Raw genomic sequence first — 14,989 nt, forward strand, 5'->3', positions numbered from 1 at the left:
TGACGCCTGCCCGGTGCTGGAACGTTAAGGGGACCGGTTAGCTCTTTCGGGGGCGAAGCTGAGAACTTAAGCGCCAGTAAACGGCGGTGGTAACTATAACCATCCTAAGGTAGCGAAATTCCTTGTCGGGTAAGTTCCGACCTGCACGAATGGCGTAACGACTTCCCCACTGTCTCAACCACAGGCCCGGCGAAATTGCATTACGAGTAAAGATGCTCGTTACGCGCGGCAGGACGGAAAGACCCCGGGACCTTTACTATAGCTTGACATTGGTATCTGAATTGAATTGTGTAGGATAGGTGGGAGCCGGTGAAGCTCGTACGCCAGTACGGGTGGAGGCAATCTTGAAATACCACTCTGTTGAATTCGGGTATCTAACTTCGGACCGTGATCCGGTTCAGGGACAGTGTCTGGTGGGTAGTTTAACTGGGGCGGTTGCCTCCCAAAATGTAACGGAGGCGCCCAAAGGTTCCCTCAGCCTGGTTGGCAATCAGGTGTTGAGTGCAAGTACACAAGGGAGCTTGACTGTGAGACTGACAGGTCGAGCAGGGACGAAAGTCGGGACTAGTGATCCGGCACTTGCGAGTGGAAGCGGTGTCGCTCAACGGATAAAAGGTACCCCGGGGATAACAGGCTGATCTTCCCCAAGAGTCCATATCGACGGGATGGTTTGGCACCTCGATGTCGGCTCGTCGCATCCTGGGGCTGTAGCAGGTCCCAAGGGTTGGGCTGTTCGCCCATTAAAGCGGTACGCGAGCTGGGTTTAGAACGTCGTGAGACAGTTCGGTCCCTATCCGCCGTGCGCGTAGGATACTTGAGAAGGGCTGTCCCTAGTACGAGAGGACCGGGACGGACGAACCTCTGGTGTGCCAGTTGTCCCGCCAGGGGCACGGCTGGTTGGCTACGTTCGGAAGGGATAACCGCTGAAAGCATCTAAGCGGGAAGCTCGCTTCAAGATGAGGTATCCCACCCTGGTGACAGGGGTAAGGCCCCCAGCTAGACGACTGGGTTGATAGGCCGGAAATGTAAGCCCGGTAACGGGTTCAGTTGACCGGTACTAATAGGCCGAGGACTTGACCTACAAAGCTGCTACGCGTCCACTGTGCAACTCACGACAAGCGAACACGACCCCCGACGTGTCGGGTGCGGGTGTGTTTGATAAGTCGATAAGGTTACGGCGGTCATGGCGGAGGGGAAACGCCCGGCAACATTCCGAACCCGGAAGCTAAGCCCTCCAGCGCCGATGGTACTGCACCCGGGAGGGTGTGGGAGAGTAGGACACCGCCGGACACACTTCCGGTCAAGGGCCACCCAACAGGGTGGCCCTTGACTGTGTTGCAGGTGCCAGGGGCCAGGTAGGCCGGCCGGCGCCATAGGGAAGGATGAACCTGTGAGCTCAGGAGCGCATGACGGAGACCGTCAGCGCGGCCAGGACGACCGCCGCGGCGGTGATGGTCGGCGCGACGGGTCGGCGCGCGACGGCGGTCGCCCGCCGTACCGTGGTGATCGCGACTCGCGCGCGGGTTCGTCCGATCGGGGCGGCTTCGGTGGCGGTCCCCGCCGCGACGGTCAGCGTGGTGGCGTCGGCGGGTCCGGCGACCGGCGCTCCGGCGGCTACTCCTCCGGCCGCGACGGCAGGTCGGACCGAGGCGGTTCCCCGGGCTCCGGCCGCGACGGCGGTTACCGTTCCGGCGGCTACCAGGGCAGCGGTGGCTACGGTGGCGAGCAGCGCCCTGATCGCGGCTACCGCGGTTCGGACGATCGCCGTCGGGATTTCCGCGATTCCCGGGACTCAGGGGCGGGCTTCCGCGGCGGCCAGGGCCGCGACGGCGAACGCCGGGGCGGCGGTTTCCGCCCTCGCGACGGCGCTGGGCCGCGGCGCGACAGCGCTGGCCGAGGTGATCGCGACCTCGGGAGGGACCCGGACGCCCGGCGGGATGGCGACAGCCGCCAGGGCCGGGGAGGCCCGCCGCGGGCCGGCGGAGGTCGCGGCGACGGCCACCGGACCGAGGGCTATCGCGCCGGCGGTGGCGCCCGCGAGGGTGGCTACCCACGCGGCGGCGAGTACCGCGGTCCCGGTGAGGCTCGAAGCGGATTCGCTTCCGGCGGGCGTCGGGACGATGGTCCTCGGGACACCCGCGGCGGTTCGCGGGACGGCGGTTTCCGGTCCGGCGGATTCCGGGGTGACCAGCGCGACGGCGACGGCCGTCGTGACGGCGGCGGCTACCAGGACGGGCGCGGCGGTTACCGAGGCGGCCGGGACGGCGACCGCGCTGGTCGGGGCGGCTACCAGGGCGGCCGGGACGATGACCGGGTTGGCCCGGGCGGGTATGACAGGAGCCGTCAGGGCGACGGCCCCGGATGGAACCGGGGCGACGACGGGGACCGGGCCCGACGTGACCGCGCGGCTGGTGGGCCGACCAGCGGCGGGTATTCCCGGGACCGCGACGCGGGCGGATACCAACGGCGCGAGGGCGGCTTCCGGGACGGACCTCGTACCTTCGACTCTCGGGACCGCAGTGGACCCGCCTCCGGCAATCGTGGCGGCGACAGCCGGCGAACCGAGGGCTTCCGGTCCGGTCCGAGGGACAGTGACAGCCGGGGCGAGGGCTTCCGGTCCGGTCCGCGTGACGGCGACAGCCGGGGTGGCGGGCGGCCGGCCGGTGGCTACCGTTCCGGGCCCCGGCAGGACCACCGAACCTCGGATCGACGCGACGGCGGCGGCCCACGCGGGTTCCGACCCGGGACCAGTGGCGGGGATCCGGGCTCTCCGCGGGACCGTTACCGGGGCGGGGACCGGCCCTACGAGGATCGCCGCCACCGGGACGATCGACGGCCCCGGGACGATCGACGGCCCCGGGACGATCGAGATGGTCGGGATGACCGCGGTGGTCGCCCCGACCGGCACGGTTACGGCGACGGGGTCGAGCGGGCGGATCGGGTCGGTCCGCCGATCGACGCCGCCCGGGGACCTGCCCTGCCCGATGACATCGAGGCGTCGGACCTGGACAAGACGGTCCGGGCCGAGCTGCTCTCGCTGGCCAAGCCGGTCGCCGAGACGGTGGCCCGGCACCTGGTCGCGGCCGGCCGGCTGATCGAGGACGATCCCACCGAGGCGCTCGCGCACGCGCTGGCGGCGCGACGGCTCGCGTCCCGGATCGCGGCGGTACGCGAGGCCGTCGGCCTGGCGGCCTACCGGGCGGGTGAGTGGCAGCCGGCGATCGCGGAGCTGCGCACGTACCACCGGATGTCCGGTTTGCAGACCCACCTGGCGGTGCTGGCCGACTGCGAGCGGGCGCTGGGGCGGCCGGAGCGGGCCATCGACCTGTTCCGGGGCGCGAACCGGGATCTGCTGGACCAGGCCGGCGCGATCGAGTTGCTGATCGTCGCCGCCGGCGCCCGCGCTGACCTGGGCCAGGGCGACGCGGCGGTGGCGATGCTGCAGGTCCGCGAGCTGTCGGGCGACTCCACCGAGCCGTGGGCCGCGCGGTTGCGGTACGCGTACGCGGATTCGCTGTTGTCGGTCGGCCGACGGGACGAGGCGCGCGAGTGGTTCGCCCGCGCCGCCGACGCGGATCCCGACGCCGAGACCGACGCGGCCGAGCGGCTGCTCGAACTCGACGGCGTGGTCATCGAAGGTGACGACGAGCCCGAGGACCTGGCCGAGCAGGCCGTCGGAGAGTTCGACGACGACGAGGCCGAGGAGTCCGACGACCGGGTAGCCAGCGACCCTCACGACGATGTGGACACCGTCGGCGAGCGTGCCGGGGATACGGGCGGGGAAGGCGGGCCCGAGCCGGCGGAGGCACGACCAGATGGCGTCGGCGGCACCCTGGAGGGCGAGCAACCGGCCGCTCAGGTGCCCGCCGAGGCGCTGCCGGACGGCACCGGGGCCAGGCAGCCCGGCCCGCCGGCACCATGACCGAGGGCACCGTGAACGAGGGCGATGTGACCGAAGGCGGCGGTGGCCGGTTGGTGGACGGGTACGACCTGGTCCAGCTCGATCTGGACGGGGTCCTCTACCTGATCGACCGGCCCATCCCGGTCGCGGTTGAGGTGGTACGCCAGCTGCGGGCCGAATCGCGACAGTTGGCGTTCGTCACCAACAACGCCTCGCGGCGTTCGGCCGAGGTGGCCGGCCTGTTGAGCGGGATGGGTGTGGAGGCGGTGGCCGATGAGGTGCTGACCTCGGCCGCCGCGGCCGCTGCCGAGCTGGCGGGCCGGCTGGCCGCGGACGCACCGGTGCTGGTGGTCGGCGCGGACGCGCTCCGGGAGGAGATCCAGGCCGTTGGCCTGCGGGTGGTCGCCGACGCCGGTTCGGCGCCGGTGGCGGTGGTCCAGGGGTACGGGCCGGGGGTCGGCTGGTCCGACCTGGCCGAGGCGGCCGTGGCCATCCGGGCGGGGGCGACCTGGGTCGCGACGAACGCCGACCGCACCCTGCCGAGCCCGCGCGGACCGCTACCGGGCAACGGCTCCTTGATCGCCGCGCTGCGTACCGCCCTCGGCCGAGGTCCGGACCTGGTGATCGGAAAGCCGGAACCCGGCCTGTTCCGGACCGCCGCCGAGCGCAGCGGCGCGGGCCGCCCACTGGTGGTGGGTGACCGGCTCGACACCGACATCGAGGGCGCCGTCCGGGCCGAGATGGACAGCCTGCTCGTCCTGACCGGAGTGAGCACGGTGGCCGAGTTGTTGACCGCGCCCTCCACCGCACGACCCACCTACGTGGCGGCGGACCTGACCGGTCTGGTGGACCCGGACGCGGTGATCCGGCTGCCGGGCGGTCCGGGGTCGGCGGGCCGGGACGTCGACGAGCCGCCCGGGGCGGGTGCCGGCGGCGAAAGCTGGTCGGTCACCGACTCGGACGCAGGCCTCCTGCTGACCGGTGCCGGGACGGCGCTCGGGGCGGTCCGGGCGCTCTGTGCGGCGGCGTGGACCGGCGCCCACGCCGGGGCGGAGCGCGACCGGCGGAACGGGTCGTGGATCAGGCCCGGCTCGGCGCCGGCCGGTGACGCGCTGCGCGCCCTGGGCCTGGCCGACTGATCGGGCCGACATGCCGGCGGCCCAGCGCCGTGCGGACAGTCCCAGCCAGGGGAGAGCCGCGGCTGCCGGGGATAGTCAGAGGAGCTTGCGCAGCTTGAGCAGGTCCAGGGGGTTGGCCTGCAGGGACACCCGGCGGGCAGCGAGCGCCTTGGGTAGGTCGAGCTCGCCGCGAACCAGCCGGAGCAGGTCGTCGCTTGACGTGTTGAGAGCGATCTTCGCCTTCGGGTCGTCGCCGTCGGCGAGGTCGACCAGCCGGCCGTCGGCGATCCGGCCGTGGAACGCCGCCCCGAGATCGGTGATCCGGCAGGCCAGGGTCCGGTCGAGGTTCACCCGGTTACGGACCTGGTCGGCGTTGGCGGCCATCTTGGCCGCCAACTCGGTCAACGCCTGCCGGCACTCGTCAACGCTGGCCACTCGATTCCCCCTCGCGGTACGCCACGCGCATTCCTCCGGCACGGTACCGCACGGAACGGTAACCGGCGCCCGGTAGCGTGGCAGCGGAACAGTTGGCACCGTGGAAGGATTCGGGCATGCAGGACGCATGGCGGGCCTATCTGGAGCTGGCCCTCGGGCTCACCGAGGCCTCGCGCAAGCGCGCCCAGAACGTGGCCAGGAAGCTGGTCGGCCAGAGCGGGGCCACCGCGGCGCAGCTGCAGGGGCTGGCTGAGGATCTGCTCGCCGCCGGAGTGGCCAACCGGGAGGCGCTGACCAGGATCGTCGGGGTCGAGGTGGACCGGGCACTGGCGGCCGTCGGGCTCGCCACCGCCGAGGAGGTGGCGGCGCTCACCGACCGGGTGGCCCGGCTGGAGCGGCAGCTGCGAGCCGCCGAATCGACGGCCGGTACCGGATCGGCGACCCGGTCGACGGCCGGTCCGGCCGGCGGCGCGGCGCAGATCGCGCCGATCCCGGCCACCAACGCCGTGGCGAAGAAGGCCGCGAAGAAGGCGGCGAAGAAGGCGGCAGCCGGACCAGCCGCGGCCAAGGAGGCGACCGCCGGACCAGCCGCGGCGACGAAGGCCACGGCGACGAAGGCGGTGGCCAAGAAGGCCGTGGCCAAGAAGGCGGTCGCGAAGAAGGCGGTCGCGAAGAAGGCCGTGGCCAAGCGGACCGGCGCGACCGTGACCAGCACCGACCAGACCGGCCGGGCGGCCACGGCGAGTCCGCCGCCGGCCGATCCCCGGATCGCGCCGTGACCTCCGGGCCGGTGCCCCGACCGTTCCCGCCCCGAGGCCCCGGCGTGCCGTCGGCGCCGCCGGTCGGAGCGCCACCCGCCGGGACGGTGCCGGCCGGGACGGTGCCGGGACCAGGCGGGCCGGTGGCCGTACCCGGATCTTGGGATCGGCGCGGGGACGCCGCGGCCGACGACGGCGGTTCCGGACACGCGGCCGTCGACGCGGCGCTGCAGGCGATCGCGAACGCGGCGGACCTGCCACCGGCGGACCAGATCGCGCAGTACGAGGCGGCGCTGCGGACGCTGCAGGAAACCCTTGCCACCATCGACCAGGCGTGAGCCCAGTCCCTCGGAGAGCCAGCTCATGGCACGTCGTACCCGCCTCGACGCCGAACTCGTCCGCCGTGGCCTGGCCCGGTCCCGCGAGCAGGCCGCCGCGCTGGTGGCGGCGGGCCGGGTCCGGGTCCGCGGGGTGCCCGCGCACAAGGTCGCGGCGATGGTCGACCCGGCCGAACCGGTCCTGGTCACCGGCGGCGACCCCGGCCAGGAGTACGTGTCGCGGGGCGGCCACAAGCTCGCCGGTGCGCTGGCCGCGTTCGGGCCGGTGGGCCTGCTGGTGAGCGGCCGCCGGTGCCTGGACGCCGGTGCCTCCACCGGTGGCTTCACCGACGTGCTGTTGCGCTCCGGCGCGGCCGAGGTGGTCGCGGTCGACGTCGGCTACGGGCAGCTGGCCTGGGCGTTGCGCGGCGATCCCCGGGTCCGGGTCTTCGAGCGGACCAATGTGCGCACCCTGGAACCGGTGACGATCGGCGGGCCGGTGGAGTTGACCGTGGCTGATCTCTCCTTCATCTCGCTGCGGCTGGTGCTGCCGGCGCTGGCCGCCTGCACGGTCGCCGACGGCGACCTGGCACTGATGGTCAAGCCGCAGTTCGAGGTGGGCCGGGACCGGGTCGGGGCGGGCGGGGTGGTGCGCGATCCGGAGCACCGGGCCGACGCGGTCCTCGCGGTCGCGGCGACCGCCGCGGAACTCGGCCTGGGCGTGGCCGGTGTGACAACAAGCCCACTGCCGGGTCCGAGCGGAAATGTCGAGTTCTTCGTATGGCTGCGTAGGGGTGCGCCGCCGGCGGACGAGTCGCGGGTACGCGCCATCGTGGCCACCGGGCCGGCGACGCCGGTCGGGGAGGGGGACTGATGAGTCGGACGGCACTGCTCGTGACGCACACCGGTCGGCGGCGCAGCACCGAGCATGCCCGGACCGTCGCGGCGGACCTGATCGCGGCGGGTTTCGAGGTCCGGGTCATGGCGGAGGAGGCCGGCGACCTGCACCTGCCGGGTGTGGTGCCGGTCGACGGGACGGCCGCCGCGGCCGAGGGCGCCGAGATCGTCTTCGCGTTGGGTGGGGACGGGACCTTCCTGCGCGCCGCCGAGCTGGCCCGGCCGGCGAAGGCGCCGCTGCTCGGCATCAACCTCGGCAAGGTGGGCTTTCTCGCCGAGGCGGAGATCGACGACCTCGACCGCGCGGTGGGCGACATCGTCCGGCGCAACTACACAGTGGATGAGCGCCTCACCCTCGACGTACGCGCCGAGTTCGACGGGGGACCGACGATCGAGTCGTGGGCGCTCAACGAGGTGAGTGTGGAGAAGGGCAGCCGGGCGCAGATGCTCGAACTGCTCGTCGACGTCGACGGCCGCCCGCTGTCCCGGTACGGCTGCGACGGTGTGGTCTGCGCCACCCCCACCGGGTCGACGGCGTACGCGTTCTCGGCCGGCGGGCCGGTGGTCTGGCCCGAGGTGGAGGCGCTGCTGCTGGTCCCGATCAGCGCGCACGCCCTGTTCAGCCGGCCGGTGGTGACCGCACCCACCTCGACGCTGTCGATCACGGTCGACCCGTTCACCGCGTTGGCGGTGCTGACCTGCGACGGACGGCGGGTGTACGACCTGCCGCCGGGGGCCCGGGTCACGGTGCAGCGGGGCGCCCTGCCGGTACGGGTGGTCCGGCTGCGGGCGCGGGAGTTCACCGACCGGCTGGTGGCGAAGTTCGGACTGCCGGTACACGGCTGGCGGGGCAGCCGCCGCTGACATCCGGGGCGCGTGCCGGGTGGTCAACTGTCGGGGCGCGCTACTACTGTCGGTTGCTGTGCTGGAAGAGCTGCGCATCACCGGACTGGGCGTCATCGAGGACACCATCCTGCCGCTGAGCGCCGGGATGAATGTCATCACCGGCGAGACCGGGGCCGGCAAGACCATGGTGGTGACCGGGCTGGGGCTGCTCTTCGGCGGCCGGGCGGACGCCGGCCGGGTCCGGGCCGATCCGGGCCGGGCGGTGGTGGAGGGCCGGCTGCGGCTGGTCGAGCCGGCCGCCACCGCGGTGCACACCCGGATCGCCGACGCCGGCGGTGAGGTCGACGACGACGGATCCGTGCTGCTCAGCCGCGCGGTCACCGCGGAGGGCCGGTCCCGCGCGCACGTCGGCGGGCGGAGTATGCCGATCGCCATGCTCAGCGAGGTCGGTGACCAGGTGGTGGCCGTGCACGGCCAGTCCGACCAGTTGCGACTGCTGCGCCCGGCCGAGCAGCGGGCCGCGCTGGACCGTTTCGCCGGGCCGGAACACGAGAAGCTGCTGGAGACCCTGCGGGAGGCGTACGCGCAGTGGCGCCGGGTCTGTGACGACCTGGCCGACCGGCGCCGCAACGCGCGGGAACGCAACCAGGAGGCGGACCTGCTGCGACTGGGCCTGGACGAGATCACCCGGGTCGACCCGCAGCCGGGCGAGGATGAGGAGCTGAAGGCCGAGGCCCAGCGGCTGGAGCACGCCGAGGGGTTGCGGACGGCGGCGCAGACCGCACAGCAGTGCGTCGCGGGCGGGGCCGAGCCGACCGACGAGACACCGGACGCCACCGCGCTGCTGGGCCTGGCCCGGCGGACCCTGGAGGCGCAGGCCGGGGTGGACCGGGTCCTCGGTGACCTGTCGGCCCGGCTGGAGGAGGCGGCGACCCTGGTCGGGGACGTGGCCGCCGAGCTGTCGGCGTACCTGGCGGGGTTGGACGCGGACCCGGCGCGGTTGCAGACCGTCTACGAGCGGCGGGCCGCGCTGCGGGCGTTGACCCGCAAGTACGCCGACGACGTCGACGGGGTGATCGCCTGGGCGGACCGGGCCCGGACCCGGCTGTCCGACCTGGACACCTCCGACGAGCTGCTGGACGAACTGGACCGGGAACGGCAGCGGCTGGCCGGTCAGGTCGCCGAGCTGGCCGCCCGACTGTCGGCGGCCCGTCGGGAGGCGGCCGGTCGGTTCGCCGACCAGGTCACGGTGGAGCTGGCGGGACTGGCCATGCCGCACGCCCGGATCGAGTTGGCGGTGCTGCCCCGTCCGGCCGGCCGGGGCGAGCCGACGGTCACCGTCGACGGGGTGGAGACCGCCGTCGGGCCGGACGGCGCCGACGAGGTGGAGCTGCGGCTGATGGCGCACCCGGGGGCGCCGTCGCTGCCGTTGCAGCGGGGTGCCTCCGGCGGTGAGCTGTCCCGGGTGATGCTCGCCATCGAGGTGGTGTTCGCCGGTTCGGGCGGGCCGCCGACGTTGGTCTTCGACGAGGTGGACGCCGGGGTGGGCGGGCAGGCCGCGGTCGAGATCGGGCGCCGGCTGGCCCGGTTGGCCCGCAGCCACCAGGTGCTGGTCGTCACCCACCTGCCGCAGGTGGCCGCTTTCGCGGACCGGCACCTGGTGGTGGCGAAGGACACCGGCGGGGCGGTGACCACCAGCGGGGTGCGGGTGGTCGAGGACACCGACCGGGCCCGGGAGCTGGCCCGGATGCTGGCCGGGCTGCCCGACTCGGATCTGGGCATCGCGCACGCGGAGGAGTTGTTGGCGGTGGCGGCCCGGGAACGACGGCCCTGAATCGGGTAGTGTGACGGGTGTCACGCCTGGGTCGCGCCTGATGTGCTTCCCTTGGTATGGCGGCTCTGCTCAGGCATGTCGCGACAGAAAGCTCTGCCTCACATGCCAGGATGGTCACGATGCGTCTTCCCACGTTTCGCCGGGCCCGGAGCGCAGAACCGGGCGTCGTCGTCGGCACCGCACGCCTCGACCGCCGGACCAAGCGCCTGGTCGGTCGGCTGCGGCCGGGCGACATCGCCGTGATCGACCATGTCGACCTGGACCGGGTGGCGGCCGACTCGCTGGTGGCGGTGGGCGTAGCCGCGGTGCTCAACGCCAAGCCCTCGGTCTCCGGGCGGTATCCCAACCTCGGCCCGGAGGTGCTGGTCAAGGCCGGCATTCCGCTGCTGGACGACCTCGGTGAGGGGGTGTTCCAGCACGTCCGGGAGGGCGACACGGTCCGGATCGACGGCAACACCCTGCTGCTGGACGACGACGCGGTGGCGCACGGCATCCGGCAGGACCAGGAGAGCGTCGCCAAGGCGATGGCCGACGCGCGGGAAGGGCTCTCCGTCCAGCTGGAGGCGTTCGCGGCCAACACCATGGAGTACCTCAAGCAGGAGCGGGAGCTGCTGCTGGACGGGGTCGGCGTACCCGACGTCGCGACCCACATCCGGGGCCGGCACTGCCTGATCGTGGTCCGGGGGTACGACTACAAGGCCGACCTGGACGTGCTGCGCCCGTACATCCGGGAGTTCAAGCCGGTGCTGATCGGGGTGGACGGCGGCGCGGACGCGCTGGTGGAGGCCGGCTACACCCCGGACATGATCATCGGCGACATGGACTCGGTCACCGACGACGTGCTGCGCTGCGGGGCCGAGGTGATCGTGCACGCCTACCCCGACGGCCGGGCGCCGGGGCTGGAGCGGGTCAACCAGTTGGGTGTCTCCGCCCAGACCTTCCCGGCGGCGGCCACCAGCGAGGATCTGGCGATGCTGCTCGCCGACGGCAAGGGCGCGTCGCTGATCGTGGCCGTCGGTACCCACGCCACCCTGGTCGAGTTCCTGGACAAGGGGCGCGGCGGGATGGCCTCGACGTTCCTGACCCGGCTCAAGGTCGGCGGCAAGCTGGTGGACGCCAAGGGGGTCAGCCGGCTGTACCGGCAGAGCATCTCCGGCTCCTCGCTGCTGTTGCTGGTGCTCTCCGCCGTGGCCGCCATGGCGTCCGCCGTGGCGGTCTCCACCGTCGGTAAGGCCTATCTCGGCGTGGTCTCGGAGTGGTGGGACAATTTCGTGTTCCAGCTCGGCCAGCTCTTCTAGGCCCACAATTGATCAAGAGGCTTCTGTCGTGATCAACTTTCGGTACCACGTGGTATCGCTCACCGCGGTCTTCCTCGCCCTGGCCATCGGCCTGGTGGTGGGCACCGCCGCGCTCAACGGTCCGGTGGCCGACTCGCTCAGCGACAACGTCAACGCGCTCCGGAAGAACAACGAGCAGCTGCGGGAGACGGTCAACAGCCTGGAGGCGCAGGTCCAGCGCGAGGAGGAGTTCGTCATCGAGGCCGCGCCGATAATGGTCGGCGGGCGGCTGGAGGGGCGCCGGATCGTCATCCTGGCCCTGCCGAGCGGCCAGGAACACGTCGACGGCGTCACCGAGATGCTCGCCACGGCTGGAGCGACGGTCACCGGCCGGATCGACATCCAGGACAAGTTCGTCAACCCGGACAACAGCGTCGACCTGCTCAGCCTCGCCGCGCGGGCGGCACCGCCCACCCCGCCGGCCAACGGCGTACCGGGCAACAGCGACGGCGTCGAGACCTCCAGCGCGCTGCTGGCCGGCGTGCTGCTGGACCGCACCGACGGTACGACGGTGACGGCCGCCGACCGGACCGAGCTGCTGGAGGCGTACCAGGACGCCGGGTACCTGACCGCCAGCGAGGACCTCACCGGCTCGGCCGAGGCGGTGGTGGTGGTCAGCGGCCAGCCCTACGTCGACCGGGACGCGGCCAAGAAGGACAGCTCGGTGGTCCGGGTCGTCGAACAGTTCGACAAGGCCGGGGTGACCGTCGTGGCCGGCAGCGGATCGAACGCCGGTAACCTGGTCGCCGCTGTCCGGGGCGACCCCGCGCTGTCGCGGACCATCTCCACCGTCGACAACGCCAACACCCCGATGGGACAGGTGAGCGCCACCTTGGCGACCATCGAACAGCTCGACACCAACCGGGCCGGACAGTACGGCCTGGACACCCCGTCGCTGCTGCCGCCGCCCGCCGAGTGAGCGCCCCAGCCGCCTCCCGCCGGCGGGTCCGCGCCGCCGGCGCCGCCGCCCTGACCGCCCGCGCGGTCCTGCGCGCCGTGCTGGCCGGCCCGGCCGCACCGGCCCTGCGACGGACCAACTTCCGGGGCCGTGAGGTCAGCCTCGCCGGCGGTCCGGCGCTCGCCGTGGCCGCCGCGACCGGGGCGGCCGTCGGCGCGCCCAGCGCGCCGGCCGCCGGGGCGGCGCTGGTCGCCGGCCTCGGCTCCGGCGCGGTCGGACTCTACGACGACGTGGTCGGCGCCCGCCCGGAGCAACGGACCGCGAAGGGCTTCGCCGGGCACCTGGCCGCGCTGCGGCAGGGCCGGGTGACCAGCGGCCTGGTCAAGATAGCTGGGGTCGGGGCGGCGGGGCTGGCTGCCGCCGCCCTGCTCGCGGCCGATCCGGGGGTCCGGACCCACCCCGGGCGCCGCCGGCTCGGCCCCGCCGGACGCGCCGCCGACCTGCTGCTTGCCGCCGGGGTCATCGCCGGCACGGCAAACCTGGTCAACCTCTTCGACCTGCGGCCCGGTCGGGCGTTGAAGGCAGGCACGCTGCTCGGCGCCCCGCTGCTGCCGGGGCCGGCCGGTGGGCTGGCCGCCGGCCCGGTCGGAGCCGCCGCCGCGCTGCTCCCCGCCGACCTGGACGAGCAGGTGATGGTCGGCGACAGCGGCGCGAACGCGCTCGGCGCGCTGCTCGGGGTGGCGCTGGCCGCCCGCACCGGACCGGTCGGGCGGGCCGGCATCCTGGCGGTCGTCGCGGGCCTCACCGCGGCCAGCGAGCGGGTCAGCTTCACCCAGGTGATCCAGCACACCCGGGGGCTGCGCGAACTGGACGCGCTGGGCCGGCGACCCTCCTGACGTGACGACACCGGCACCCCTCGCCGGCGCCGGACGGGTGGCCGGGGCCGCGGCGCTGATCGCCGCGCTGACCGTGCTGAGCCGACTGGCCGGCTTCGGCCGGACCGCCGTCTTCACCTGGGTGGTCGGCGACCGCAGCGACCTCGGCGACATCTACCTGATCGCCAACACCGTCCCCAACATCATCTTCGAGCTGGTGGCCGGCGGCGCCCTGGCCAGTCTGGTCGTACCGCTGCTGGCCGGCGCCGTCGTGGCGGGCGACCGGGCCGCGGTGTCGGCGACCACCGCGGCGCTGTTGACCTGGACGGTGACCCTGCTGACGCCGCTGGCGGTGGCGGTGGCGCTGCTGGCCGGACCCATCATCGCGGCGCTCGGCGGTGACCTGCCGCCGGCGCAGGCCGCGGCCGGCGTCCGGATGCTGCGGGTCTTCGCCCCGCAACTGCCGCTGTACGGGGTGGGCATCGTGCTCACCGGGGTGCTCCAGGCGCACCGGCGGTTCGCCTGGCCGGTCCTCGCCCCGCTGCTGTCCAGCGTCACCGTCATCGGCGTCTACCTGACCTTCGCCGCCACCCAGGGCCGGGAACTGACCGTCGCACAGGTCGACCGGACCGGCGAACTGATCCTGTCGGTCGGCACCACCCTCGGCGTGGTGGTGCTGTCGCTGTCGCTGCTCATCCCGCTGCGCCGGCTCCGGCTGCGGCTACGCCCCGGGTACGCCCTGCCGGCCGACGCCCGGTCCCGGGTCGCCGGTCTCGCCCTGGCCGGCGGGGTCACCGTCGCCGGTCAGCAGATCGCGCTGCTGGTCACCCTCCGCCTCGCCGCCGGCGGACCCGACGGCACGGTGGTGGTCTGGAACCTGGCCCAGACGATCTACCTGCTGCCGTGGGCGGTGCTGGCCGTGCCGCTGGCCGTGGCGGCGTACCCGTCGCTGGCCGGGGCGCACGCCGCCGGCGACGAGGACGGCTACCGGCGCACGCTGGCCCCCACCGCCCGCCGGGTGCTGCTCTTCAGCTGCCTGGGCGCGGCGGCGCTGATCGCCACCGCCGGGCCGGTGGCCCGGTTCTTCCCCGGCGTCAGCGGGTCGGCCGCCGTCGCGGCCGGCATCGCCGGCTTCGGTCCTGGTCTGCTCGGGTACGGGCTGTTCGCGCTGCTGTCCCGGGCCCTCTACGCCCGGGGCGAGACCCGGGCGGCCACCGTCGCGACGGGCGCCGGCTGGTTGGCCGTACCGTTGGCCGCCATCCTGCTGGCCGACGCGCTGCCCGCCGCCGACCGGGTGTTCGCGCTCACCGCGGCGAACTCGGCCGGCATGCTGGTGCTCGGCGGGGTGCTTGTCGTCGTGGTGGCGCGCCGGGCCGGTCGGGCCGCACTGGCCGGGCTGACCCGCTCCGGCCTGGTCGGCGCCCTGGCCGCTACCGTGGCGGCGGTGGCCGGTGCACTGACCGCCCGGTGGCTGGTGGTGCTGGGCTCCGGGACCCCGACGAAACCGGACGCCCTCCTACAGGGCATGCTGTCCGGAGCCGTCGTCGCGGTCGTGTTTCTCGCGGTGGCCTACCCGCTGGACCGGCACGACGTACGACCGATGCTGGCCACCGTCGGCCGCCGGCTCACCGGGCTGGCCGGCCGCAACCGGGCTGGCCGGGACAGCACCGGCAGCGCTGGTGACGTCGGCAGCGACCGTACCGGTGGTGGCACCGGCGGCGGTGTCGGTGGTGACGGAGCGAGTCGGTCGGGAGCGCAGCGGGTCGATGGGCG

At 73.3% G+C, this 14,989-nt stretch carries 12 protein-coding genes, 2 rRNA genes and 1 pseudogene (1 of these 15 cut by a window edge); 13 read left to right on the forward strand and 2 right to left on the reverse strand.

Translation table 11 applies throughout. The features are described from left to right. Positions 1 to 1,081: ribosomal RNA gene (locus tag O7627_RS14560) — 23S ribosomal RNA — on the forward strand (it extends 2,031 nt beyond the left edge of the window). Positions 1,082 to 1,173: 92 nt separating this feature from the next. Beyond that, positions 1,174 to 1,290 (forward strand): 5S ribosomal RNA (gene rrf / locus O7627_RS14565). A gap of 502 nt (positions 1,291 to 1,792) precedes the next feature. On the opposite strand, the gene O7627_RS14570 is transcribed toward rrf, so the two are convergent. Beyond that, positions 1,793 to 2,464, reverse strand: coding sequence for a hypothetical protein (locus O7627_RS14570; RefSeq protein ID WP_278094042.1), 672 nt, complete (start codon positions 2,462 to 2,464; stop codon positions 1,793 to 1,795). A gap of 597 nt (positions 2,465 to 3,061) precedes the next feature. On the opposite strand from O7627_RS14570, the gene O7627_RS14575 reads away from it, so the two are divergent. Beyond that, positions 3,062 to 3,922 (forward strand): tetratricopeptide repeat protein, encoded by an 861-nt coding sequence (locus O7627_RS14575; RefSeq protein ID WP_278094043.1) that lies wholly within the window; start codon positions 3,062 to 3,064, stop codon positions 3,920 to 3,922. A 26-nt stretch (positions 3,923 to 3,948) separates the two neighbouring features. After that, a complete protein-coding gene (locus tag O7627_RS14580) occupies positions 3,949 to 5,040 on the forward strand; it encodes an HAD-IIA family hydrolase (RefSeq protein ID WP_278098286.1) in 1,092 nt (363 codons plus the stop codon). Between the two features lie 75 nt (positions 5,041 to 5,115). Here the strand turns inward: O7627_RS14580 and O7627_RS14585 are convergent, their stop codons facing one another. After that, on the reverse strand, positions 5,116 to 5,454 hold the full coding sequence (locus tag O7627_RS14585) for an SCP2 sterol-binding domain-containing protein (RefSeq protein WP_278094044.1): 339 nt from the start codon (positions 5,452 to 5,454) through the stop codon (positions 5,116 to 5,118). A 116-nt stretch (positions 5,455 to 5,570) separates the two neighbouring features. Here O7627_RS14585 and O7627_RS14590 point away from each other — a divergent pair, with 116 nt between their 5' ends. The 9 genes and pseudogenes from O7627_RS14590 to O7627_RS14630 form a co-directional block, all read left to right on the forward strand. Then, positions 5,571 to 6,233 (forward strand): hypothetical protein, encoded by a 663-nt coding sequence (locus O7627_RS14590; RefSeq protein ID WP_278094045.1) that lies wholly within the window; start codon positions 5,571 to 5,573, stop codon positions 6,231 to 6,233. A 122-nt stretch (positions 6,234 to 6,355) separates the two neighbouring features. After that, positions 6,356 to 6,550, forward strand: a complete 195-nt coding sequence (locus O7627_RS37200; RefSeq protein WP_347404710.1) for a hypothetical protein — start codon at positions 6,356 to 6,358, stop codon at positions 6,548 to 6,550. 25 nt (positions 6,551 to 6,575) lie between these two features. Then, a complete protein-coding gene (locus O7627_RS14600) occupies positions 6,576 to 7,403 on the forward strand; it encodes a TlyA family RNA methyltransferase (RefSeq protein WP_278094047.1) in 828 nt (275 codons plus the stop codon). Further along, a complete protein-coding gene (locus O7627_RS14605; protein ID WP_278094048.1) occupies positions 7,403 to 8,290 on the forward strand; it encodes an NAD kinase in 888 nt (295 codons plus the stop codon). The genes O7627_RS14600 and O7627_RS14605 overlap by 1 nt, the downstream gene beginning before the upstream one ends. Positions 8,291 to 8,348: 58 nt before the next feature. Next, entirely contained in the window at positions 8,349 to 10,106 is a 1,758-nt protein-coding gene (gene recN, locus O7627_RS14610) for a DNA repair protein RecN (protein WP_278094049.1), read from the forward strand. A 119-nt stretch (positions 10,107 to 10,225) separates the two neighbouring features. Next, the gene (gene steA / locus O7627_RS14615) at positions 10,226 to 11,404 is read left to right on the forward strand and encodes a putative cytokinetic ring protein SteA (RefSeq protein WP_278094050.1); all 1,179 of its coding nucleotides are present in this window, start codon (positions 10,226 to 10,228) and stop codon (positions 11,402 to 11,404) included. Positions 11,405 to 11,432: 28 nt separating this feature from the next. Continuing rightward, a complete protein-coding gene (locus O7627_RS14620; protein WP_278094051.1) occupies positions 11,433 to 12,362 on the forward strand; it encodes a copper transporter in 930 nt (309 codons plus the stop codon). Continuing rightward, positions 12,359 to 13,237 carry a hypothetical protein gene (locus O7627_RS14625; RefSeq protein WP_278094052.1) on the forward strand — a complete coding sequence of 293 codons (879 nt, stop codon included), beginning with the start codon at positions 12,359 to 12,361 and terminating at the stop codon, positions 13,235 to 13,237. The genes O7627_RS14620 and O7627_RS14625 overlap by 4 nt, the downstream gene beginning before the upstream one ends. Position 13,238: 1 nt before the next feature. Then, positions 13,239 to 14,843 (forward strand): annotated as a pseudogene (locus O7627_RS14630) (lipid II flippase MurJ); the annotation flags it as partial. Positions 14,844 to 14,989: the final 146 nt, after the last annotated feature.

It is taken from the genome of Solwaraspora sp. WMMD1047, from assembly GCF_029626155.1.
Classification (GTDB): Bacteria; Actinomycetota; Actinomycetes; order Mycobacteriales; family Micromonosporaceae; genus WMMD1047.